The following is a 23,908-nucleotide window of genomic DNA, read 5'->3' as shown; positions in this document are numbered from 1 at the left end:
ATTTTATGGCACGAATAATAAAAGCACCAAAGGCTTATCACAATGCAAAGTTTTTAAACTCACCTGCAGGAAGAAGCGTAAGAATTTTAACAGAGTATCTTGAACCTCTTGAAAGATTTAAGAAGTATAAAATAAATCATACAATTGTTTTCTTCGGTTCTGCACGAGTGAAATCAAAAGCTCAGGCAGAAAAAAATCTGAGGAAGCTGAAAAAAGATAACGCTTCAGCTGAATTACTTAAGCGCGCTGAGATGGATTTAATGATGTCAAAGTACTATGAAGATACGGTTGAAATGGCTTATCTTCTTAGTAAGTGGTCTAAGACATTACCGAAAGAAAAAGAGTTTGTTATTTGTTCAGGCGGCGGCCCCGGAATTATGGAAGCTGCAAACAAAGGCGCTGCGAAGGCAGATGCTTACTCGATGGGATTGAATATTTCGCTTCCTTTTGAGCAATACCCGAATCAATATATAAGTCCTGAACTGAATTTTGAGTTTCATTATTTCTTCATGAGAAAATTCTGGTTCGCTTATCCTGCAAAGGCGCTTGTAATAATGCCGGGTGGATTCGGGACTCTGGATGAACTTATGGAAATTATAACTCTTGTACAGACACAAAAACTCCACAAGAAAATGTTCATTATCATTTACGGAAAAGAGTATTGGGATAAGATTATAAATCTTGAAGCCCTTGCCGATTTCGGAATGATATCAAAAGAGGATTTAAAACTCTGGAAATACGTAGAAACACCCCAGGAAGGATTTGAATATCTCAAATCTAAATTGACAGTAAAATATAAATTAAACAATAAGACAGTATGATTGTAAGTATGACGGGCTACGGTAAAGCCGAAGGTCAATATGGGGATAAAAATTATTCCATAGAAATCCGTTCAGTCAACAATAAATTTTGTGAAATAACTTTTAAGTACCCGAAATTTTTATACACAAAAGATTTTGAATTAAAAGATCTTGTCCGCAAGAAAATCTCCCGCGGCAAGCTGAGCATTTATATCAATGTTGGTTCCGATAAGAATGATGAAAACGTTTTCAAAGTCGATAAGGAAAATGTAAAAACTTATTTCAATGTTTTAAAAGATATAAGAAAGACAATCGGTTCAAAAGAAAAAATCAAGCTTGAGCATATTTTAACTTTCTCAGAGTTCATTGCAAAAGATGTTTCGAATGAATTATCCGATGAAGAGTTTAAATTTATTCTTGATTTACTGAACAAAGGACTTGATGATTTAATAAACATGAAGATTAAAGAAGGTGAAAGCTTACGTGACGATATAATGGGAAGAGTAAAAATGATTGAAAGCGAATCAGCAATAATTGAGAAGATTTCACTGGAAAATATTAAAGACGAAAGAGATAAATTATTTCAGAAAGTTGAGCTTTTACTCGGTGATAAAAAACTAATCGATGAAAACAGAATAGAGCAGGAAGTAGTTCTTCTTGCTGAGAAGCTTGATATAAGTGAAGAATGTGTGCGTCTGAGAAGTCATACAAAATACTTTGAAGAGTATGCATCTTCTAAAGAACTGGCAGGAAGAAGATTAAATTTCCTTACGCAGGAAATTAACAGAGAGATAAATACGATGGCTTCAAAATCCTTAAACGCAGAAATTTCCCAGAGAGTCTCGGCATTAAAAGAAGAGCTTGAAAAAATAAGGGAACAGCTGCAAAACATAGAATAATGCTTTTTGTTATATCGGCACCTTCGGGCGCAGGAAAAACCACAATAGTTAGAGAGCTTTTAAAAATTCATAATGATCTGATTTTTTCAATCTCTGCTACAACTAGAAATAAAAGAGGGAATGAAGTCCACGGGCACGATTATTTTTTCCTGACTAAAGAAGCTTTCAATGAGAAGATAAAGAATAATGAGCTTGTTGAATACGAAAATGTTTACAAAGATGATTACTATGGTACGCTGAAATCATTCATAGATGAAAGTCTTGAAAAAGGAAAGAATGTAATTTTTGATATTGATGTTAAAGGCGCTCTTTCAATAAAGAAACTATATGGAGATAAAGCTGTTCTAATATATATCATGCCTCCCGATGTAGAGACTTTAAAGACAAGACTGATAAACAGGGCAACAGAGAACCATGAAGATATACAGACCAGAATAAAGAGGTTTGATATGGAGTTAAATCAAAAAGATTCTTTTGACTACGTTGTGGTAAATAAGGAGCTCCCAACGGCAGTCAATGAAGCAAACGAAATAATTTTAAAATATAAAAATAACTTAAAGGAGAAATAATCATGTCAATTCAAACTTTAGACATTGAGAGATTTGAATCAAAAGCTCAGAATGTTTACGAAGCAGTAGCAATCGCTTCAATAAGAGCCAAGCAAATCAACGATGAAGAAAAAATGGAACTCAATCAGAGACTTGAGCCAATCATCGCAAAAGAAGAAGAAGACGATACAATAATGAATCAGGATAAACTGAATATTTCATTAGAGTTCGAACAAAAGAATAAGCCGACAATTCGCGCTATCAAAGAAATTCTGAATGATGAGATTTCTTTCAGATTTAAAGAAAGAAGCGCAGACTAAGAAGCTTAAATTCTTGTCTTAAAATTTATATGTTTTTTTAGAATACTTACTTGATTACTTTCAGGTAAGTATTTCTTTTTTATTCTTACAACTCATTCCAATCGGTTACTCTTGAATCTCAAAGGTAAAAAAATATTAGTAGGTATTTCAGCGGGAATTGCTGCTTATAAAATGAGCCGCTTAGTCCGCCTTCTTGTTAAAGAGGGTGCGGAAGTCAGAGTTATTATGACTCCAGATGCTGCTAAATTTGTTTCTCCTGTCACATTATCAGCGTTATCAAAGAACGATGTTATAATGAACATTTTTCCTGACGGTGAAATGAAAACTCTGAATAAAGTTGAGACTCAGACATGGCATGTGAATTTAGGGATATGGGCTGATTATTTTATCGTTGCGCCTGCAACTGCAAACACACTTGCAAAAATTGCAGCGGGCATGAGCGATAATTTTTTGCTTGTAACAATTCTTGCAACACGATGCCCGATAGCACTTGCTCCCACGATGGACGATGATATGTATAAGAATAAAATCACTCAGAGTAATATTAATAAGCTGAAGTCTTACGGATATAAAATAATTGAACCGACGAGCGGCGAGCTTGCCAGCGGTTTAGTCGGTATGGGAAGAATGGCTGAGCCTGAAGTGATGCTTGAGTTTTTGAAAAATGAACTTGGTAGGAAGGAAGATTTAGCAGGAAAGAAAGTTCTGATTACAGCGGGACCGACAAGAGAGTACATTGATGCAGTTAGGTTTATTACAAATCCTTCCACTGGTAAAATGGGATTTGCAATAGCTCAGGCAGCGAGTGAAAGAGGCGCAGAGGTGACTTTGATTTCAGGTCCTGTGAATTTACAGATTGAAAATGTATGTCGCATAGATGTTGAAACTTCTGAACAGATGTTTAATGCAGTTAAGAAGAATATGAAAAGCAAAGATGCAATTGTAATGACGGCTGCAATTGAAGATTTCAAGCCATTGAAAATCAGTAAACAAAAAATTAAGAAAGAGAATTTTAAAAATAAGATTAACATTGAGTGCGGATTATCCGTTGACATTTTAAAGTATCTTGGTGAGCAAAAAAAGAATTATAAACTTGTCGGCTTTGCAGTTGAAACTAACAACGAAGTCGCAAATGCAAAGAGCAAGCTCAAAAGAAAAAATTTAGATTTTATAGTTTTAAATAATCCCAATGTAAAAGGCGCAGGATTCGGTACAGATACTAATGTGGCTTCGATAATAGATGACAAGAGTGTTAACAAATACAAAAAAATGACTAAGCTTGAACTTGCAAATATAATTTTAGATAAACTCTTTCTATAATGTCAGAAACAGTTAATGAAATATTAAAGGACTTTGAAAGCTACTTAAAATTTTACAAGAAGAACTATAATTATCTTATTCATAAAGATGAATTAAAATCCGACAGTGTTTATGATTTAGATATTCAAGCCGGTATAAATAACGACAATGTAAGTGATGAAATTATTTCTTATCCTAATTCAGAAAATCCCAACGATGACATGGCAAAAAAGATAGCGAAAGTCCCTACCAAAGAAGAGTGGCAGAATGCAAAAAATCTGCAGGACTTGCGTGAGGCAATTCAGGGATGCAAAAAATGTCCGTTATGGAAAACACGGACAAATTTTGTTTTCGGCGAGGGAAATCCCAAAGCAAAACTTGTAGTAATAGGTGAAGCACCCGGAGCAGATGAAGATGAGCAGGGCAAGCCTTTTGTTGGAAGAGCAGGTAAGTTATTAACAGAAATTTTGAAAGCAGTAAACTTTACAAGAGAAGAAGTTTTCATTTGCAACATATTAAAATCCAGACCACCGAATAACAGAAATCCATTGCCTGAAGAAATTGAAGCATGTGAACCTTATTTATTCAAGCAGCTTGAACTTATAAAACCGAAATTGATTTTATGTGTGGGAACATTTGCAGCTCAGACATTGCTGCGTTCAAAAGAGCCCCTTGGAAAAATGAGAGGAAAGTTTCATGAATATCAGGGAATTCCAACGATGGTAACATTTCACCCTGCTGCATTGCTAAGAAATCCCAACTGGAAAAGACCTACATGGGAAGATGTGCAGCTGCTCAGAAAAGAGTATGACAAACTTGTAAAAAAGTAAATATACCTGTTTTTTTGCCTTCCTAAAGCCAATTGGACGTCAGTGTCAATTCGTAAATATCTCAATTTACTTGTTACGTACGATTGTATATATTTAAGAAAACCTACCAATGGCTAAAAAATATAACCGAAAAGAAACCGAGAGAGATAATTTAAACGAAGATTTCGATTTCAAATCCAAAAAGGATTTTAATATTCCTCCAAATGCTCAAGATTTCGAGCAAATGCTTCTTGGTGCTATTTTAATAGATAACCAAGTAATGAATGAAATTTTGCAACATCTTACATACGAACATTTCTACATAAAAAAAAATCAGCATGTGTTTCATGCAATGACTCTTTTAAATAGCAGGTTAGCACCAATTGATATTCACATATTGGAAGATGAACTTAAAAAGATGAAAGTCATTGAGGAGATTGGAGGTATTGAGTATTTACTGGAATTAGTTGATTCTGTGTCTACGTCAGCAAACAGTGTTTATTATGCTCGAATTATTGCAGAAAAACATATTTTAAGAAATTTAATCAATATTTCTTCGAGAATTGTTGAAAAATGTCTTGATTCATCTAATAATACTTTTTCTATACTTGATGAAGCAGAACAAAAAATACTCGATATATCCGAATCTTTAGCGAAGAAAAAAGTTATTTCCGTTAAAGACGAGATAGAAGACATAATTATTGAATTAAATGAAAGAAGAACTAGCAAAGGAGTTGAAGGTGTACCTACTGGATATGATTTATTAGATGGCTTAACAGGAGGATTTCATAAGTCTGAATTGATAGTTATTGCTGGCAGACCTTCCCATGGTAAGACTGCATTTGCAATGAACATCGCAAGTAACGCAGCAATAAAATTTGGAAAAAAGGTCGCCATATTCTCTCTGGAAATGTCATATAAAGAATTGGTCTACAGATTACTAGCGAGTGTTTTGCAAGTTGATGGTAAAAAATTAAAACTTGGTAAATTACCGAATCATGAATGGCAAAAAGTTGCTGAGGGGTTTGGCAAGTTAAAAACTGATTTATATATAGATGACTCAAGTGAGCTTTCTATTCTTGAAATAAGAGCTAAGGCAAGACGTTTGAAACATGAACATAATATTGATATGGTTGTAGTTGACTATCTCCAGCTTGTGAGAGGTCAAGATGATGCAGAAAGAAGAGACTTAGAAGTTGCTTATGTATCGAGAGGATTAAAAGCACTTGCAAAAGAACTACAAATACCAGTTGTTGCATGCGCACAGTTAAATAGAAACGTAGAAACGAAAGCGACAAAAGATAGGAAACCTCAACTTGGTGATTTACGTGAATCAGGTGCTATTGAACAAGATGCAGATATGATTATTTTTGTAAATAGACCTATTATAGGACTTAAAATTGATAGAAATGACCCTAGTTTTTTGGAGATGAGTAGGAAAGCAGAAATTGTAATTGGTAAGCAGAGAAATGGTCCAATAGGAGATTTTGAATTGGTTTTCTTAGGAGAATATGCAACCTTTGAAAACAAAGATCTTCATTCCATAGCTGGAATAGTTGAACAAAATGTAAATGGTAATGGGAATGTCCCTGTAGACCAACCGTTTTAATTTATTAAAATCAGAATGACTTTCTGAAAAATTTCCAGCCGTCTAATTCTTTAATCCCAAGTTTATTATAGAATGAGATGGCGCTTTTGTTCCAGTCAAGAACTATAAATTCAATCCTTCCGCAATTTTTTGCCTTAGCAATTTTATTCAGCTCTTTAAAAAATAATTTCCCAGCTCCGACGCGGCGGTATTCTTCGAGGATAAATATATCTTCGAGGTATAAAGTCGGTTTTGCAAGAAAGGATGAATATGAAAAGAAGTAAAAAGCATATCCGATGTATTTATCATCTGCTCTTGCAAGCAGAACATTGATTAACGGTTTCTTTGAAAAGATATCACTGAGTAATCTTTGTTTTGCTGATTTTGTAGGGAGCTTTAGTTTTTCATAATTAGCAAGTTCATCAACTAAGAATAATATGTCGTTCGATTGTTTTTTAGTTGGCTTTATTATTTCAACTTTTGTTTTAACTTTCATGGGATTTTACAGAACTTATTCGGAAGAATTATGTTTAAATTAAATATTTAATGAATTTATATTAATAATCAGAATAAATAAATTACAATAATTTTTAGAATTCAAAACATGGATAGAAGAACATTTTTCAAAGCAACTGCAGCAATCGGAATTTCAAGCATTGCAGTCCCATCGTTAATAAGAGCGTATGACAGAAGCGATGACTACGAAGATATGAAATGCAAGAAGATATTAAAGTCATTTGATGCTTCTTTAAAAGATAAACCGATTAGTGAAGTTATTATTGAAGTCGGAAAATCTTTTATGGCAACTCCCTACGTTGCAGGTACACTTGATGTAAATCCCAATAAAGAAAGATTGATTGTTTATGTATCTGGTCTGGATTGTGTCACGTTCTGCGAAAATGCTCTTACGATGTCCCGCATAATAAAGCAGGGAGATACAAGTTTTGAAAACTATAAAAAAGAACTCGAGAAGATAAGATACAGAGACGGCAAGATAGACGGATATCCTTCGAGACTTCATTATTTTTCCGACTGGATTTATGACAATGATAAAAAAGGCATTGTAAGAGATATCACAAAAGAAATCGGCGGAGTTGAATATAACAAGACAATTGATTTTATGACAACTCATACTGACTCCTATCCCGCACTGAAAAACAATCCCGACAACGTTGCGCAAATGCAGGCGGTTGAAAACAACATTAACAGCAGACAAAATTATTATATACCCATTAAAGATTTACCAAGTGTTTTTGATTCGTTGCAATCCGGTGACATAATCGGAATTACCTCTGAAGTCGGCGGACTTGATATTGCTCACACGGGAATTATTTATAAAGAGAACGGCATCCCTTATTTTTTAAATGCATCGCTTAAGAAAAAAGAAGTCATAATTTCCGACGGGACAATTCAGGATTACATAATGGGTAATAAAAAGCAATCGGGAGTAATGGTTTGCAGACCGCTTTAAGAATTCAGAATTAATCCTGTTCATGTGAATTTAATAAATGATTAAATGGTAATAATATGAATTTCACTTTAACATCTTTTGAGTATTGGGGCTTGTGTATTGCTTATTATTTAATAGGTTCTATTCCGACTGCTTATTTAGTTCTTAAATTCAGGCATCAGCTTGATATAAGAAATGAGGGAACGGGTAATGTCGGCGCAATGAATTCGTACGATGTAACGGGTTCGAAATCAACGGGAATACTTGTAATGCTTTTCGATTTATTCAAAGGACTAATTCCGGCTATTATTCTTTTATATGTTTTAAAACTGAATCTATATTTTACAATTATACCTTTAGTTCTTTTAGTACTTGGTCACAATTTTTCTGTCTTTATAAAATTTAAAGGCGGCAGGGGACTTGCAACGGGAGCAGGAATTTTACTCGTAATGAATTTCTGGCTCGTGATTTACTGGCTTCTGTTTTATTTCATAGTAAGGAAAATTAAGGACAATGTTCATATTGCCACGGTAATCGGATTGATTTTAATTCCTATGGCTTTGATTTTTACACAGGACTTAATTATCCCTTTTACCTATGGCTTTACAACATTTGGCAAAGAGTTGACCTTTACCTTATTATTTGCATTAAGTTCCTCGATTGTAATTGTTATATTGCTTAAACACATTACACCGATTTTCGAATTAATAACCAATCATAAAAAATGAGTACGAATCCTAAGTTAACTTCAATTGAAGATTTGAATGAAATGGCACGTCAGATAAGACGCGACATTATTAATATGCTTTTGATTTCCAAGTCAGGGCACTCAGGCGGTCCGTTGGGTATGGCCGACTTTTTTACAGCGCTTTATTTTAACAAGATGGTTCTGGATAACGAAAATCCTGCTGCTGAAGACAGGGACTTTTTCTTTTTATCAATCGGGCACATTGCTCCGGTTTGGTACGCAACTTTAGCAAGACGCGGCTATTTCCCCATAGAAGAACTAAAGACATTACGTAAAGTTAACGGAAGATTACAAGGACATCCGTCTCATATGAAAACTCACGGAGTACCCGGCGTTGAAATTGCTTCGGGTTCACTCGGTCAGGGTTTATCAATTGCTGCAGGTACGGCTTTGGGACTGAAGCTTTCAAAGAAATCAAATCACGTCTATTGCGTTTGCGGAGACGGTGAACTTCAGGAAGGTCAGATCTGGGAAGCAGTTATGACGGCAGCACATCATAAATGCGATAACCTTACAGTGATTATTGATAAAAACGATTGCCAAATCGATAACAGAGTACAGAACGTATTGAACATGGATTCTATTCCTGATAAATTCAAAGCTTTCAACTGGGAAGTAATTGAAGTTAACGGAAACGATATGCAGTCTATTCTTGACGGCATTGATAAAGCAAAAGCAGTTAAAGGAAAACCAAGCTGCATAGTTGCGCAGACATTCATGGGTAAAGGCGTATCATTTATGGAAGACAAATATCAATGGCACGGAGTTCCGCCGAATGATGAACAAGGCAAAATTGCTCTTACCGAATTAACAAAGACAAAGTTCGGTGACTTTGTAGAACTTGAACTGTAAAAGTATAAAGTATAAAGTATAAAGTATAAAGTAGAAAGTACATAGAAAGGTTATTCGTTCATTTCGGATAACCTTTTTAGTTTTATAAATCAATTTTATAGAAAATGACAGAGACAGCGAAAAAAAATCGAGTCTATACCATGAGCTTTGCCGGAGTCTATCCACATTACATTGCCAAGGCTGAAAAGAAAGGCCGCACCAAAGCAGAAGTTGATGAAATAATCAGATGGCTTACCGGTTACACACAAAAGAAGTTCGAAACCATGCTTGAGAAAAAAGCTGATATGGAAACATTTTTTGATAAAGCCCCCAAACTAAATCCTAACCGTTCACTTATTAACGGCACAATTTGCGGCATACGGATTGAAAATATCGAAGACCCGCTTATGCGCGAAATACGTTATCTTGATAAACTCATCGATGAACTTGCTAAGGGAAGACCAATGGAGAAAATTTTAAGAAAGCTCTGAGAGTATTGAGTAGTTAGTATTTAGTAGAAAGTAATAAGTATAAAGAAAAATAAAAGAAGGCTATCAAATTTCTTTGATAGCCTTTTGTTCATACTCTCGTTACGATGCCCGGCGTCGTAACGTTAATATTTTTAGCGGTAACCACCCCCTCAGTCCCCCTCCTTAGTAAGGAGGGGGAAGCCGGTTTGTCATATAAAAAAGGCTACTGGATTTCTCCAATAGCCTTTCGTGTTTATGAACTTTTATGAAAATTATTTTCTTTGGAATTTTTCTTCTTCAAGAGTGAACACCAGGGAAATTCTATGTGTGTTACCTAACTGGTCTGTGCCGTCGAACTTTGCAAATGAATAATCAATAGCAAGCTTTGGAAGCTTAACGCCTGCTCCTAAAGTAAGATTACCTAAATCGTTATAGCCTGTTCTTACACTGATAAGATTTTTGAATGAGTATTCAATTCCTGAGTGCATATCAAAACTGACAGGTCCGATATAAGCATTTGCTGATTCTTTTCTTCCTTCAAAGCGTACATCAAAATCAACAGCCGGAGTTATTACTCCGCCAAGAGCATCTATTGAATATGCAGTTCCGATTTTTGCAGTAGGTGAAATTGTTTCTTTCTTTCCTGTTGACCATGAAAGATAAGTTGTTGTCAAGTCCTGTAAGTTAGCGCCTAAGAAAAATCTTCCGAACGGATTATAATTTAAACCAACATCAAATCCTAAGCCCCATGCAGATGCTTCAGCAATGTTTCTTCTTATGATTTTTAAATTAGCGCCGTATGAAAATTTATCTGATTGTTTCTTTGAATAAGTAAGGAAGAATGCGTAGTCAGTTGAGTTGAAATAAGTAATTTTATCAGGGTCTAATCTTTCACCCGGGTCAAGAATTCCGTTGCCGTTCAGATCAATCAAAGCGTTACGTGTATCTGCAATGTCATCTACTCCCATTCTGATAATGCTGAATCCCAATGAAGCGGATTTACCGAATGGAATTCCTACAGAACCGTAATCATAATTGATAAGGTTGCCGAATCTTTCATCATGCATTAAAGAAAACTGAGGGTAATTAATTCTGGAGAGTGATGCGGGATTCCAGTATCCTGCAGTGACATCGTTAACCAGAGCAACATATGCTCCGCCCATTCCGAGAGGTCGTCCGCCGACACCGATTGCCAGAAATTCTCCTGCGTATTTGTTACCGCTGCCTTGAGCAAAGGTGAGTTGTGCGCACAGGCAAAATATAATAACTACTAAGATTTTTTTAATTGAATCCATATATCCCACGGTTAATTTACAAAAAAAACGTAAATTAAATTATAGTGACCTCCTGAAGTTTTAAAATGATTTTATATGGGAAATGAATACCTGCTAGGTTCTCACTCCGTACCTAATAATGTATAAATTATTTCGATAAATCAATACTAATTATACTCTAAAAGCTTATTATTTCCGAAAGTTGTACTTTAGAATTTAACTCATCTCAATTTGTGTATTCACCGCAAAGAAGCGAAGATTTAGCAAAGGCCGCCGAGAATTTTTAATTGGTTTAGTAATTTTCTTTGCGTTCTCTATATCAATTCTTTGCATCTTTGCGGTCAAATTGTCATCAATTAATAGAAGCAATAGAATCAATAGATAGAAAATCAACAAAATTATCTTCTGTTTCCGAGGATTCTGAGTAAAAATAAGAACATATTGATAAAGTCCAGATATAGCTGAAGCGCGCCGATAACTGCTGCTTTTTTACCTGTTTCGCTGCCGGATTCCATGCTGTATGCCATCTGTTTTATTTTCTGAGTATCGTAAGCTGTTAATCCTACAAAAATTAAAACACCTGCATAGCTAATAATCCAGTACAGTGTTGAGTTAGCCAGAAATATGTTCACGACTGATGCGATTATTAATCCAATCAAAGCCATAAATAAAAATGAACCCATCTTTGAAAGATCCATTTTTGTAATGTAGCCAAGAACACTTACCGATGCAAACATCATAGCGCATATTAAGAACGTAGAATAAATGGACGCATGTGTATAAAGTAAAAATATAAACGAAAGCGTTACACCGTTCAAAAATGCGTAGGCAAAAAATAATCCGATTGCAACGATTGACGGAATTTTATTTATCGCGGCTGAAAGCCCGAGAACCATAAGAAACTCCACTATAAATAATCCCCAGAATAGAATTGGGTTGCCAAAAATAAGCTGCAGTAAAGTATCGGATGAAGATACTGCAAAGGCAGTTAGGCCGGTTATTGCCAGACCCATTGCCATCCAGTTATATACTCTCAGCAAAAAACTTTTTACATCTGTTTGCACTACTGCTCCCGGCATAGAAGTACTCATACCTGAGCCGTTATTATAAAATTGATTCATTTTGTATATGTAATTTTAATTATTAAACAAAAAATTACTTTTGCGGTTCCATTCCCATCAGTGACCATTCTTCTTCAGCGGGTCCGTAAATTCCTGTAACCTTCAATCCTGCCTGTCTCATTAATACTTCCATTTGTCCTCTGTGATGTGCCTGATGTAATATTAAGCATTGCAGTACAAAACCTTTATACCATTCTTCTCCGTACATAGGGACTTTCTCAAGCAGCTTTTCATCTGTCCACTGGTCTTTGACTGCTTCAAGCGCCTGCTTTGAAAGTCGTTCGTAATCTGATTTTATCTTGTGAACATTTCTTACGCTTTTATCTAAGTCGTGCAGTTCATCGATATCAGTTAAGCCTGCAGTCTTGAGCATTTCAGAAATTGTTTCAACCATATGCCATGCAAGGAAGCCGATATCTCTTCCGCCCGGTTTTATTTCCGTATTAAGAGTTTCGTTGGTTAAGTTGCCGAATAATTTTAATGTGGCTTCGTATTCGTAAGTCCACTCGTTTGAAAAATCTTCAATTGTTCTGAACATTTTTGTGTGGTTAATTTTTTGAATTTCCGGATTATTCAATAATAGCTAATGCAAATCGAGCGTTCAAGTTTAAATTTTTGGAGAGCTTAAGTTACTGGAAAAACTTATACCGAAACTTACGCCCCCTCGTAAGTTATGAGCTAAATTGTTGTTTTTGTAGGGATGCAATCAGGAGTTGGTAATTAGCCTCATGATGTTTTTTTTTCACGTGTTATAAAAAATCCTAAATTATTTTGCTTTCCGTTAATATCATTTCTTTAATCAATTTTAAAATTGATTAGAATATAAAATAAGAATTACAGTTTTTTAAAAACAGATGTGCGAGCCTATTAGTATAAATAGGGAAAATATCTCAAATAATGCTTGACAAGACCGTGACAGTTTAAGAATTATAGAATATTCCGGTTCATGTTTTATTACGAGGGGTGGGTTCCCAAAGAGCTGCAAAAGTATAAGTAAAATTTTATATGAAGTATAAGCCTCTCACCTGCCTATGGGTTAGTATTCTTTAATTGACATTCTCTTATAATTACCCTAAATTAAACAGGTAAAAATAATAAAGGTAATATTATGGCTGCAGCAAAATTTATATCAGACCCCATTGAAGTCATAGCCCATATGCATCATATGAAAATGGTTGTGCTGAGATTCAAATGGAATGATACGGTGTATAACGTGAATAAGATGGTTAATAAGTGGCAGGTGCCTTCGGGGGAATCAAAAATTACTCATTATATAGTAGAGTGCCCTCAGCAGAATATTTCTGCTGAAATTGCTGTTGATCATCTGACTTTTAAATGGGAAATTGTTTCGTATAGCGGAATGCGTTGAGAATAAAGTTTGTAATGTTCATAAGGTTTATAAAGTAATAAACTCATAAGGTTTGTAAAGTAAAAAGTTCATAAGGTTTATAAAGTAAAATATCTTTATCAAACTTTATGAACTTTAATTTCGAATTGTTTTACAAACTTTACAAACTTTACAAACCTTTTACTTTATACTATAATTAGGCGCTTCCTTCGTTATCTTCACATCATGCGGATGTGATTCTTTCAGTCCTGCATTTGTTATCTGAACAAACTTAGTTTTCGTTTTCATTTCGTGAATATTTTTTGCTCCGCAGTAACCCATTGCAGCGCGAAGTCCGCCCACAATTTGATAAATTGTCTCACCAAGCGCTCCTTTATATGGTACAATTCCTTCAATGCCCTCAGGTACTAATTTTTTAATATCATCTTCTGCATCCTGAAAATATCTGTCCTTCGAGCCTTCCTTCATTGCTTCAAGTGAGCCCATACCTCTGTAAACCTTATAGCTTCTTCCTTCATACAAAACTTTTTCGCCGGGGGTTTCATCCGTGCCTGCAAGCATTCCGCCGACCATAATTGAATCCGCTCCTGCTGCAATTGCTTTTGGAATATCTCCCGTCTGCTTTATGCCGCCATCTGCTATCAACGGTATTTTATACTGATGAGCAATCTTAGCGCACTCTATAATTGCAGATATCTGTGGAACTCCGACTCCGGCAATAATTCTTGTTGTGCAGATTGACCCTGCGCCGATGCCGACCTTTATTCCGTCTGCTCCTGCCTGAATTAAATCGTAAGTCGCTTCTCCCGTTGCAACATTGCCTGCGATTAAATCTACTTTGAAAGATTTTTTTATAAGCTTTACCATATCAACAACACCTTGCGAGTGTCCGTGCGCCGTATCAACTACAATTACATCAACACCTTTTGCGACTAATGCTGTTACTCTTTCAATTGTATCGGCAGCAATACCTACGGCAGCGCCTGCTCTTAACCTTCCGAATTTATCTTTGCATGCGAGCGGAAATCTTTTTCTCTTCTGAATATCTTTGAATGTGATTAGTCCTTTTAAATTTCCTGCCTTATCCACTACAAGCAGCTTTTCAATTTTATGCTTCTGAAGAATTAATTCTGCTTCGGTTAAATTTGTACCAGCGGGAGCAGTGATTAAATTTTCCTTAGTCATAATTTCAGATATAAGCGTCTCTTCGTTCGGCTCAAATCGTAAATCCCTGTTAGTCAGAATTCCCTGCAATTTATTTTTCGCATCTACAATCGGAATACCTGATATGCTGAAGCGGGACATAATTGCCAGCGCATCTTTTATTTTCTTATCGGAGGTCAGCGTTATCGGGTCCATTATCATTCCGCTCTCGCTTCGTTTAACCTTATCCACTTCATCTGCCTGCCTTGCAATGCTCATATTCTTATGAATAATACCTATGCCGCCTTCGCGGGCAATGGCAATTGCCATATTGCTTTCAGTTACCGTATCCATAGCAGAGGAGAGAACAGGAATGTTCAGCTCGATGTTCGCTGTCAGTTTTGTTTTCAGCTCAACATCGCGGGGAAGCACTCTGGATTTTGCGGGAACGAGAAGGACATCATCAAAAGTAATTGCGAGTTCAAGAATTTTATCAGATTTCATATTAGTAGTTTAAAAAATTATTTTATGGTTTTATCTTTTATTAAATCATCGTAAATATTTTCCGGCTGTAAATCACCGTCGTGCGAACGAACGTACATAAGGTGTAGATGAGTTGGGGAGCGTGAAGGATATGCATTCTTTCCCGTGCGTCCCATTATACCTAATGTTGTTCCGGGCTTAACAATATCACCGACCTTTACATAAACTTCCTTCAGATGCGCATAATAAAAAAGTCCGTTCGTAAAGTTATCATATACATAAACAATATTTCCGCCTTTAATGTCCGTCATTTCGGGAGTCCAGTTAGTCCGCGTTTCAACAACCATTCCTCCGCTCATAGAAAGTATTTCAACGGGCTTGCCCGTATTATCATCAATTGCATCCTGATTTGCATCGCTTATAAAAATATCGTGAGCCGGATGTCCGCCTGAATTCACTTCAAAAAAATCAAATCCGCTTGTAATGTATCCGCTTCCGTTATGTCCCCCGATAGCTGCAGATGTATAGCCTCTCACGGGGAAAACCCATTCCTTATCGGAATATTTTTTCATCTTCTTTGCCTTCACAAGAGTTTCAAGATAGTCCCACATTTGATTTGTCCATCTGTACATTGAATCAATTGCTTCTTTTTTCTGAAGAATTCCGTCGCGGTTCAGACGCATTATTGCGCCCCATCGTGAAGCAGGATTTACAATCTTCGGCTTAAAGCTGTCATCTTCATCTAAGTCATTTATCTTTTGTGATAATGTCTCTATCGATATGTAGATATTTTTTTTCTTCGGTTTGTCATCGGTTTTCTTTTTAGTAGTTTGTGCAAAAGATAAGTTAACCGATAAGATACAAAACGAAAGTAAAGAAAATATAAAGAAAAGTTTTTCTGTTTGCGAAAATGATGAAATGATTTTTTTCAGAAAGCCCCCTTTTGAAAATTTAGAAACTCAAAGTTAAATCCCCCGAAATATTATAATCGGAAGAATTTATAATATTAAAATCCGAACCGAAGCTGAAACTTGCTTTATCGGAAAAGTCATATCCTAAACCTAAATAGAATGTAGATGAATTTGAATTCAGCTTCATATCCCTTGAAAAATCTATTCCTGCAGATAAGCTTACATTATCTGAAACAGCGTATGTAGGATAAAATGATATAGAATAATTCGGCTGAAATGTAAAATCATAAAACTGTTTCACGCTGTCAATTTCCTGCTGAACAATTGCAGGCAGTTTTTTATTTGAAACAGGGAAGTCAGGTCTGCCAAGCATATCCAACGAAGCTGATAAATCAATTGATAAATTTTCTTTTGAATAGTTCCCGATTAACCCTGCGTGATAATCCGGTTTACCGGTTCCAAGCTGGTCATCCGATTTTGCAGTCGGAATTTTCACAGATACCTGCGCAAAATGAGAAAAGATTTCTCCTTCGCTGAGAGTAAATCTGGAGTTCAGAAGAATATCTCCGAATCCCGTAAATTTATTTCCGTTAAGATTATAATTTGTAGTGAACACTGTAACCGTGCTGCTGAGATTTATTTTATCCGTTAGTCCGTATGTTCCGGTGACTGATACTTCGGGATAATTACCATCCGTAGCACCTGCGATATCTAAAGCCCATTTTTCTTTATTAATCATATCGGAAGAAAAATCAGGGGAAGGGCGGTTTGCATTCGTAAGAAAATTATACGCAGCATCTTTTTGCGCATCGAAAATTTTCTTTCTAACGCCGTTCTGCGAGTATGAGTCGCAGAACAGCATCAAAATAATTATAATACTAAAAAGAGAAGTGATTAAGAGCTTATGCATTATTTATTTACGATTTCAATTTCACCTGAAACTACTACAGTGCCGTCCGGTTTAAGGCAGCTTACTTTATATTTTCCGGGTTTATCGAATTTTACATCATTGAAATAAATATAATCCATTGTCGGCTGAACAGTGAACGGAAGAGTTTCAACTGCTTCGCCTGTTGCCTTATCAGTGATATTAATATTTACATCTGATACACCGATTTTTGTTTTTGAAGGTCTTAAGTCAACCATAACTGTAAGAGTTCCAGTTGTGAACTTGGAAGATTCACCTATTTCACCTTTTACGGGATCGTATTTCTCACAGAAATAAAGACGGTTTTCTTTTTTTCCGAACATCGAACATCCGAACGCCAGAGACGCTAATACTACAACTGCCAGGAGGAATTTGTAATTAATTCTCATGAGGGTTATATATTTAAGTTTAGAAAGATTTCTTACTCGAATTGCTTAAGTCCTTTTACATCTCCCCATAGTCCGCGTTTCTTCTCTCTTGCTTCGCGTTCGTATTTCCTGAATTCTTCTATCTTTGAGATTGGAGTCGGGTATACATTTGCATATCCGTCCTGTAAAATTTTTGCGTTAATTAGTGTGCCGTCTTCAAGATAAACGTATCTTAAACTTCTACCGTATTTATCTTTATCGGTTCCCGGTTCTTTTACTAATTTTACTTTTTTTCCTTCAGCCAGTTTTTTTACATAGTCCGATGCTGCCTGTCCTAAAATCTGAATTGTTTTTTTATCCTGTCCGGATTTTTTTGAATCCTTATCTAATTTACTCGATTGAAATTTTTCAGGCGTATCTATCCCTAATAATCTCACCCGTTCTCCCCCTGCCATCTTAAATGTATCTCCGTCAACTACTCTTTCGACAAGAATGTATTCTGACTGCTCATCTTTTCCGACTGATTCCAGCTTCGGCGATACATATTTATAAGCAATGTATCCTATTATTGCAAGCGTCAGCAGAGTAGATACTGACTTTATAAAAAATTTAATCATGCCAATCTATTCTAGTCTAAAATATCTATTATAAGTTTCTTCTCTTCAGGTTTTGTATCAGTAAATTTTATTGCTTTATGGATTCTTTCCTCTGCGTGGAATAATTTTGATTCTTCTTCTGCAAATATTTCACAGATGGGTTCCCCCACTTTTATTTCGCTACCGACTTTTTTCTTTAAAATAATTCCTGCAAGATAATCAATCTTATCATCAGTCTTTTTTCTTCCGCAGCCTAAATCAATTGCTGCAAATCCAAAATCAACTGCCTTCATTTCAGAAATATATCCGTTTGACTGCGCGCGTATTAACTTAGAATGTGCCGGACGTTTTAAATTTTTCCAGTCCTTAATATATTCTAAATCACCGTTCTGTATAGAAACCATTTCGTAGAATTTATCAAGTGCTGTACCGTCTGATAATTTTTCCTGTGATATTCTTTCACCTTCTTCGAGTGAATTTGCTTTTCCGCCGAGGTAAATCATTGCTCCGCTGAGAACGTTATTCACTTTGTTTGAATCGGGTATATTAACACCTGTAAGCATCTCAAGGGACTCTTCAACTTCAAGCCAGTTCCCGATTTTATTTCCGAGCGGTTCATCCATTGCAGTTAATACCGCGATAGCCTTCTTACCAAATTTCTTTGAGACCTCTAAAAGATTTTTTGAAAGCTTTAATGATAAGTCATAGTCAGGAAGGTTAGAGCCGTTACCGATTTTTACATCAAATACCAATCCGTCTGCTCCTTCGGCAATTTTTTTGCTCATTATGCTGGCAGTAATAAGCGAGACGTTTTCAACTGTAGCCGTTACATCGCGAAGCGCATAAATTCTTTTATCGGCGGGAGCAAGGTCTTTAGTTTGCCCGCTCATTACTACTCCAATTTGTGCTAGAATTTTTTTGAAATCTTCGATAGGGTAATCTATTTTGAATCCGGGAATTGATTCAAGCTTATCCAGTGTACCGCCTGTGTGTCCGAGACCGCGGCCTGATATCATTGGTACATAAATTCCGCATGCTGCTACTACTGGTGCGAGGACGAGAGAGATTTTATCACCTACTCCGCCTGTTGAATGTTTATCAACTTTAGCTCCATTTATAAAATCTAAATCAATAACTTTTCCGCTATAGAGAATAGCTTCTGTGAGGTAGAAAGTTTCTTCATCGTTCATTCCGTTAAAATAGATTGCCATAAGTAATGCCGACATCTGGTATTCGGGAATTTTTCCTTCTAAGTAGCCCGTTATGAAGAAATCGATGTGTTGTCTTGTAAGTGCGTGTTTGTTTCTTTTGAGTTTTATTATTTCGACTGGGTTCATATAACGGTAAAAATATCGATTATTAACCGTTTAATAAAGGCAAGATTACTACAGGGAGCCGGAAAAATTGCAGGGATACTTAAAGAGAAAATTTAATGTCAGTCATAACACCGTAATACTTGAATTGTGTTGTGAGTACTCTCAGTGTAATAAAATTTTTGAAGTTATATTTTACTCCGCTGTTAAAAAACTGAGAGTCATACTCGCCCATAACAGAAAAATACGGAGTGAAATTTGTTTCAAAAGCTCCAAAGAAACCTTTTATTTTCTGATAAGCATAACCTGTTATTTTTGTCCAGAGGTTAGTTCCGAGTCCGACAGTTGCATAAGTCTGTATCTGTTTACCGGTTTTAAAATTTTTTGATGCAGTAAAATAAAGTGAGTTAAAATCACGGCAGCACGAGCCTCCGAGAAGGTCCTGAATGCCGACTGCAAATGCCGGATATTTTTCAGACTCATCAATAGGATTCCATTTTATACTCATGGTTCTTCCGCTGTAAATTTCCAGTCCTTCTCTGTCCAGCTGACGTCCGTGCCTCAGGCTTATTTCTAAGCCCGGCAATACACCTGCAGCTGCATAAATTCCCAATGCATAGACAAAATGCTCACCTGTTGAAAGATGCATGTCTCCTTCACCGATATATTTTGAGTCGTGCACAATAGATGCTCCGAAATTAGCGGCTTTGAAGGGAACGGTTCTGGAATCGGGTGTTCTTATATAACCGGATACTCCGTAAAAATTCTGAGAAAAAATCCGGGAGCTGATAAAAAAAATTAATATTATGGATAGAATTATTTTCATGATTCTGTATACTTATTTCTCTAAAAAATTAAAGATACCTGCTTTTACCAGCGGATGATTTATAATAGCCCAACCGTAATAATTGCTAAGAGCAGATTTTAAAAAGTACTTTCCATTGATATTTATTACAGGAATTGCCTGATAAACTGATGTTGTTTCGTCAATCTTAACTTTGAAAAAAAGCACGCTCTCATCGTTTGTCTGTAAATATCCCATTGGGATAATTTCTTTTACTCTATTATAAAAATCCTTCTGAAGATTAAAATTGCTTTCAAAATTATCGTTGCCGGCAAGCATCTTTCTTTCCTCAGCATTCCAGGTGTTAAGATATTTATCTTTATCTCCTGTTAGCAGAGCATTTTTCATATCGTTAAGAATTGAAAATCGTGATGAGCTGCCGTCCTTAATGCATTTGAAAAAAACTTCGATATTCTTTTCCTTAGCATCAGAATATCCCTGCTTATCAGAAAATCCTTCTGAGACAAAATTCAGCTTTTCCATTCCCGATGTTTCAAGCGGCACGTAAGGGGCAGTAGAATTATTATTCGGATGCGATGAGGATGTAAGAATAAATAATCCTGTGAGAGGAACTGTTTCAGTCAGGTAATATCTTCCGTTGGTTTTTCTTATCATTGCAACCCAGGGAGAAAATCCTCCGCTGTTTCTGATGAGATTATATCTTATTCTCAGAAAATCTCCTACGGAATTCTGGCTGATTAGCTCAAAGTCCTTAAAATCTTTATAAGCTTCTGCGGCTTTATCAATGTCAGTTTTGGAATCTGCCATCAGCTTGCTTTCGTCATCATAAAGGGAAAGCATTGCAGTTTTATCTCTGTTCTTTTTAGCTTTAAAGTCTGCCAAAATTAAGGCTTCAGGTTTTGTAAAAGTATTGTCAGTACCTATGATGCTTTCAAGATTAAGTCCGAGACCTGCTGAATAAACTCCCGTTGTAACTGAAGCACCGAGCACAGGCTCATTTACATCAGTGAGTATTGTAAATGGCAGGCTATTAAGTTCTATATTCAGATTCTGTGAGTATAAGTTAAATGATGTAAATACTATAATTAGTAATAAGATTTTTTTCATAAAGAATTAAGATTAAAAAGGTATGTTGCCGCCTTCAAGCAGAGTTACTTCTCTTGTAAAGCTTACTTCAGTTCCCCAGATTGTAACTGCGGCTTTTCCGTATCCAGTCAATGAACCGTAGGAAAATTTCCCCTGGAATCCCGCCTGTGGACATCCGTCCCAGTTATATGTTCCGCTGACTCCGATAGATGATTTTAATCCCAGCTGCGCAAGTAACTGAAACGCTCCGTTAATTTCAAACCAGCTTCCTTCGAATGCGCTCACTCTGCATTCAAGATTACCTTCAAAGTTAACATCGACTCCGACTGAAACACCTACTCCCACGCTTACGCAAGTAGGGCATTTATTTCCGTCATACATTTTTCCTGTAATGCCTAATGTTGCGGAAGGAGAAACAGTAACCGTTGGCCCTAAAGAAATTTCTGCTTTAACTTTATAAATTCCCTGCCACTCGCTTTGCAAACTCCACGACCATCCGGGAATTGCAAGCTTAACATCTAACTGTCCTGTTACAGAGCCTGAGTATTCAGTGTAATTTACCGGCGGCTGGTTCTGGTCAGCAAGGCAGCACTCTTCTCCTGTTTTTCTTGAGACCGCGCCTGATACAGTGAGTTCAAATTTTTTGATGAAGCCGGTTGTCTGCGCAACCGCTGCAAGCTTCTCTTTTATGAAATCTAATTTTGGTAATGTTATCTGTATAGTATTTGTTGCAGTGCTTGCAGTGCATTGTGGAGGATTACAGTTTTCAACGCACTCCGTTTTAGTAGTTGTGCATGTTGTAATTGTTTCATCTCCGTCACCGAGCGATGTTCCGGGAAAAAATCTTGTATCGCAGACAGGCTGCCCCTCGCCGGTTGTGACAGGGCTGCAGGTTGTCTGTGTGCCTGTTTCCTGCCAGCCGGTATCACTTATCTGGCCGGAAATACTGCTGGTGATTACTACTCTTTGGTATGATTTATATTTCGGGCAGGGCGCATTTGTTGCGTCTTTTGCTATATTTTCACCGGGAGAGGTAGAATAATATTTTACGCTTTTTTCGACTTCTACATAATTTTTGTAAATGTCTGCAGCGAAAGAGTTGCTGAAAATAAATAATACAAAAATTAAACCGAGTAATTTTTTCATTTTTTAATTTTTGTTTAAAATTAATTCCACATCTTTTGATGAATTTGGAGAATTTAAATCTATATTATCTATAATAGTAAGTCCGTAACCTACCTGCATGGAAACAATTTTGTATGTTCCGGGCTCCAGATTTATTATTTCGAAGTTTCCTTTTGAATCTGATTTAAGATTACTGAAAACTGTTTCCTTTCCTTTTTCAACTTTACCGAATGAAATAAGAGCGAAGGCAACTTCATAGTTTGAAGCGCTTGCAACTTTACCGGAAATTTTCCCGCCGTCAGTCGTTTTGCCTGCATATTTCCCAACAGGCGTTAAATCAAGATTATTGAATTGTTTTGTCGGATCGTTTTTGCTCTGCGCATTTTTACCGAATTCCTTCTTATAAACTTCAAGCACGTTCACATCTACTGAAGAGCAGCCTGAAACAAAAACAATGAGTGAAAAAAGTATAAAATAAATTTTTGTCATATTTTTTTTATTTTATATTTATTGTTAAAAAAGGAATATTGAATCTCAGTATATCATTATTTGTATCATAGATTATCTGATAGGAATTTAAAAAGCCTACAAGCTCAGGAGGATTTATAATTCTCCAGTAAAATCCGATAAATTTCTCATCATTCTGCTGGTTAATTCTTCTTTCGTAGTAAGCTCCAAGCGCAAAATATTTAAAGTATCCTTCGCCCCCGATTCTAATTCCGTATGGAGTTTCATCAAGTCCGGGTAACTTTCCTATTCTTGCATCCAGGCGGACAATTTTTTGTATATATGGTGAGTAATAAAGATAACCTTCGTTCACTCCGTACTTTGTTCCCTGAATTCTTCCTGCAGAAACACGCGCACCTAATTTAAATTTTGTCTCTGGATTTATGCTAAGGTACGCATCGTTGATGTTTGCTTTATATAAATCATTTTTTACATCAGGAGAGTTAGCGTTGAAATGACCCTCCAGATTTATCGGTCTCCAGAACATTGCATCTGCACTGAAGAGCGCACCGTAAAATGAAGGCGGGTTCAGATATTGGTTGATGTTATCTAGAATTAACTGCGGTTCAGTATAACTCGGATAATATTCAAGCTTTCCGAATCTCATATTAAAAGTAAAATCAAAAGAAAAAACTTTATAAGTATTGCTGTATTGAAGATACAACTGGCTTAACTTAGTTGTTCTTTGGCTAAACTCATACCAGTAAGCGTCATTACCTTTATTTGATTTTACCTCAGCTCCCAGTACAACATTATTTTTTAATGTGAGGTATGTATTCCATCTTATCTGATTGATTCCGAATGCCGGATCGGTTTTTCCAAAACCGATTTTACCGTCAGCAGAAAGAGTAGTCCTTAGACTTCGCGGTGCAAAATCCAAATACTCATTATCGATTTGCTGGGAGTAGAGCTCTTTATATACGAATGATACAAAGAAAAAAAGGACATAGTACAGTAATAACTTTTTAGGATTGCAATTTGGGGTTGCCATTACACCTTCGGGATTTATTTAATGAAACAAAAAATGTTTCAGAAATTTGTTATAGTAAAAAGAATGTTTTTAGTAAATAAAAACGTTTAGTGAGTCAAGGAATTTTTTTTAAGGGAGTAGTGGTGAGTCAGAATTACTGTACAAAAA

General features: G+C 36.1%; 27 protein-coding genes. 12 read left to right on the top strand and 15 right to left on the bottom strand.

The features are described 5' to 3' along the window. Positions 1 to 5 precede the first annotated feature (5 nt). From JST55_17110 to dnaB, 7 genes are all read left to right on the top strand, one after another. On the top strand, positions 6 to 821 hold the full coding sequence (locus tag JST55_17110) for an LOG family protein (protein MBS1495229.1): 816 nt from the start codon (positions 6 to 8) through the stop codon (positions 819 to 821). Further along, complete coding sequence (locus tag JST55_17105) at positions 818 to 1,699, top strand: YicC family protein (protein MBS1495228.1); 882 nt, start codon at positions 818 to 820, stop codon at positions 1,697 to 1,699. Before JST55_17110 ends, JST55_17105 begins: the two co-directional genes overlap by 4 nt. Further along, positions 1,699 to 2,268 (top strand): guanylate kinase, encoded by a 570-nt coding sequence (gmk, locus tag JST55_17100; protein ID MBS1495227.1) that lies wholly within the window; start codon positions 1,699 to 1,701, stop codon positions 2,266 to 2,268. The genes JST55_17105 and gmk overlap by 1 nt, the downstream gene beginning before the upstream one ends. 2 nt (positions 2,269 to 2,270) lie before the next feature. Next, a complete protein-coding gene (locus JST55_17095; protein ID MBS1495226.1) occupies positions 2,271 to 2,567 on the top strand; it encodes a DNA-directed RNA polymerase subunit omega in 297 nt (98 codons plus the stop codon). A gap of 111 nt (positions 2,568 to 2,678) precedes the next feature. Continuing rightward, a complete protein-coding gene (gene coaBC / locus JST55_17090; GenBank protein MBS1495225.1) occupies positions 2,679 to 3,887 on the top strand; it encodes a bifunctional phosphopantothenoylcysteine decarboxylase/phosphopantothenate--cysteine ligase CoaBC in 1,209 nt (402 codons plus the stop codon). Between the two features lie 200 nt (positions 3,888 to 4,087). Next, positions 4,088 to 4,696 carry a uracil-DNA glycosylase gene (locus JST55_17085; GenBank protein ID MBS1495224.1) on the top strand — a complete coding sequence of 203 codons (609 nt, stop codon included), beginning with the start codon at positions 4,088 to 4,090 and terminating at the stop codon, positions 4,694 to 4,696. Positions 4,697 to 4,805: 109 nt separating this feature from the next. Further along, the gene (gene dnaB / locus JST55_17080; protein MBS1495223.1) at positions 4,806 to 6,284 is read left to right on the top strand and encodes a replicative DNA helicase; all 1,479 of its coding nucleotides are present in this window, start codon (positions 4,806 to 4,808) and stop codon (positions 6,282 to 6,284) included. Between the two features lie 10 nt (positions 6,285 to 6,294). Here dnaB and JST55_17075 read toward each other — a convergent pair whose 3' ends face one another. Beyond that, positions 6,295 to 6,759, bottom strand: coding sequence for a GNAT family N-acetyltransferase (locus JST55_17075; GenBank protein ID MBS1495222.1), 465 nt, complete (start codon positions 6,757 to 6,759; stop codon positions 6,295 to 6,297). A 108-nt stretch (positions 6,760 to 6,867) separates the two neighbouring features. On the opposite strand from JST55_17075, the gene JST55_17070 reads away from it, so the two are divergent. The 4 genes from JST55_17070 to JST55_17055 all read left to right on the top strand — a co-directional run bounded on the left by JST55_17070 (position 6,868) and on the right by JST55_17055 (position 9,783). Further along, positions 6,868 to 7,734 carry a DUF1460 domain-containing protein gene (locus JST55_17070; GenBank protein MBS1495221.1) on the top strand — a complete coding sequence of 289 codons (867 nt, stop codon included), beginning with the start codon at positions 6,868 to 6,870 and terminating at the stop codon, positions 7,732 to 7,734. 56 nt (positions 7,735 to 7,790) lie between these two features. Then, entirely contained in the window at positions 7,791 to 8,441 is a 651-nt protein-coding gene (locus JST55_17065) for a glycerol-3-phosphate acyltransferase (GenBank protein MBS1495220.1), read from the top strand. Beyond that, complete coding sequence (locus tag JST55_17060) at positions 8,438 to 9,313, top strand: transketolase (protein MBS1495219.1); 876 nt, start codon at positions 8,438 to 8,440, stop codon at positions 9,311 to 9,313. Before JST55_17065 ends, JST55_17060 begins: the two co-directional genes overlap by 4 nt. A gap of 104 nt (positions 9,314 to 9,417) precedes the next feature. Then, on the top strand, positions 9,418 to 9,783 hold the full coding sequence (locus JST55_17055) for a DUF2200 domain-containing protein (protein ID MBS1495218.1): 366 nt from the start codon (positions 9,418 to 9,420) through the stop codon (positions 9,781 to 9,783). Positions 9,784 to 10,034: 251 nt separating this feature from the next. Here JST55_17055 and JST55_17050 read toward each other — a convergent pair whose 3' ends face one another. The 3 genes from JST55_17050 to JST55_17040 form a co-directional block, all read right to left on the bottom strand. Beyond that, on the bottom strand, positions 10,035 to 11,057 hold the full coding sequence (locus tag JST55_17050) for a PorV/PorQ family protein (protein MBS1495217.1): 1,023 nt from the start codon (positions 11,055 to 11,057) through the stop codon (positions 10,035 to 10,037). Between the two features lie 377 nt (positions 11,058 to 11,434). Next, entirely contained in the window at positions 11,435 to 12,127 is a 693-nt protein-coding gene (locus tag JST55_17045; GenBank protein ID MBS1495216.1) for a Bax inhibitor-1/YccA family protein, read from the bottom strand. Positions 12,128 to 12,191: 64 nt separating this feature from the next. Beyond that, entirely contained in the window at positions 12,192 to 12,695 is a 504-nt protein-coding gene (locus JST55_17040; protein ID MBS1495215.1) for a DinB family protein, read from the bottom strand. 570 nt (positions 12,696 to 13,265) lie between these two features. On the opposite strand from JST55_17040, the gene JST55_17035 reads away from it, so the two are divergent. Next, positions 13,266 to 13,526, top strand: coding sequence for a hypothetical protein (locus JST55_17035; protein ID MBS1495214.1), 261 nt, complete (start codon positions 13,266 to 13,268; stop codon positions 13,524 to 13,526). 159 nt (positions 13,527 to 13,685) lie between these two features. On the opposite strand, the gene guaB is transcribed toward JST55_17035, so the two are convergent. From guaB to JST55_16980, 11 genes are all read right to left on the bottom strand, one after another. Next, positions 13,686 to 15,152, bottom strand: a complete 1,467-nt coding sequence (gene guaB, locus JST55_17030; protein ID MBS1495213.1) for an IMP dehydrogenase — start codon at positions 15,150 to 15,152, stop codon at positions 13,686 to 13,688. A 17-nt stretch (positions 15,153 to 15,169) separates the two neighbouring features. Continuing rightward, complete coding sequence (locus JST55_17025; GenBank protein ID MBS1495212.1) at positions 15,170 to 15,814, bottom strand: M23 family metallopeptidase; 645 nt, start codon at positions 15,812 to 15,814, stop codon at positions 15,170 to 15,172. A gap of 268 nt (positions 15,815 to 16,082) precedes the next feature. Then, positions 16,083 to 16,952, bottom strand: coding sequence for a hypothetical protein (locus JST55_17020; GenBank protein ID MBS1495211.1), 870 nt, complete (start codon positions 16,950 to 16,952; stop codon positions 16,083 to 16,085). Next, positions 16,952 to 17,359 carry a hypothetical protein gene (locus tag JST55_17015; GenBank protein MBS1495210.1) on the bottom strand — a complete coding sequence of 136 codons (408 nt, stop codon included), beginning with the start codon at positions 17,357 to 17,359 and terminating at the stop codon, positions 16,952 to 16,954. Before JST55_17015 ends, JST55_17020 begins: the two co-directional genes overlap by 1 nt. Before the next feature lie 32 nt (positions 17,360 to 17,391). Further along, positions 17,392 to 17,955 (bottom strand): thermonuclease family protein, encoded by a 564-nt coding sequence (locus tag JST55_17010; GenBank protein MBS1495209.1) that lies wholly within the window; start codon positions 17,953 to 17,955, stop codon positions 17,392 to 17,394. A gap of 11 nt (positions 17,956 to 17,966) precedes the next feature. After that, positions 17,967 to 19,271: a thymidine phosphorylase gene (locus JST55_17005; GenBank protein ID MBS1495208.1), complete on the bottom strand. Its 1,305-nt coding sequence runs from the start codon at positions 19,269 to 19,271 to the stop codon at positions 17,967 to 17,969. Between the two features lie 79 nt (positions 19,272 to 19,350). After that, positions 19,351 to 20,073 carry a YjbH domain-containing protein gene (locus JST55_17000; protein ID MBS1495207.1) on the bottom strand — a complete coding sequence of 241 codons (723 nt, stop codon included), beginning with the start codon at positions 20,071 to 20,073 and terminating at the stop codon, positions 19,351 to 19,353. A 12-nt stretch (positions 20,074 to 20,085) separates the two neighbouring features. Beyond that, complete coding sequence (locus JST55_16995) at positions 20,086 to 21,159, bottom strand: hypothetical protein (GenBank protein ID MBS1495206.1); 1,074 nt, start codon at positions 21,157 to 21,159, stop codon at positions 20,086 to 20,088. A gap of 12 nt (positions 21,160 to 21,171) precedes the next feature. Then, positions 21,172 to 22,284 (bottom strand): hypothetical protein, encoded by a 1,113-nt coding sequence (locus tag JST55_16990; protein MBS1495205.1) that lies wholly within the window; start codon positions 22,282 to 22,284, stop codon positions 21,172 to 21,174. A gap of 3 nt (positions 22,285 to 22,287) precedes the next feature. After that, the gene (locus JST55_16985) at positions 22,288 to 22,752 is read right to left on the bottom strand and encodes a carboxypeptidase regulatory-like domain-containing protein (GenBank protein ID MBS1495204.1); all 465 of its coding nucleotides are present in this window, start codon (positions 22,750 to 22,752) and stop codon (positions 22,288 to 22,290) included. Between the two features lie 7 nt (positions 22,753 to 22,759). Next, on the bottom strand, positions 22,760 to 23,761 hold the full coding sequence (locus tag JST55_16980) for a hypothetical protein (GenBank protein MBS1495203.1): 1,002 nt from the start codon (positions 23,759 to 23,761) through the stop codon (positions 22,760 to 22,762). Between the last annotated feature and the right edge of the window lie 147 nt (positions 23,762 to 23,908).

The sequence above is a fragment of the Bacteroidota bacterium genome (assembly GCA_018266835.1).
In the GTDB taxonomy this organism is placed as follows: domain Bacteria; phylum Bacteroidota; class Ignavibacteria; order Tepidaquicellales; family Tepidaquicellaceae; genus JAFDZO01.
This window is presented reverse-complemented; position numbering and strand designations above follow the sequence as displayed.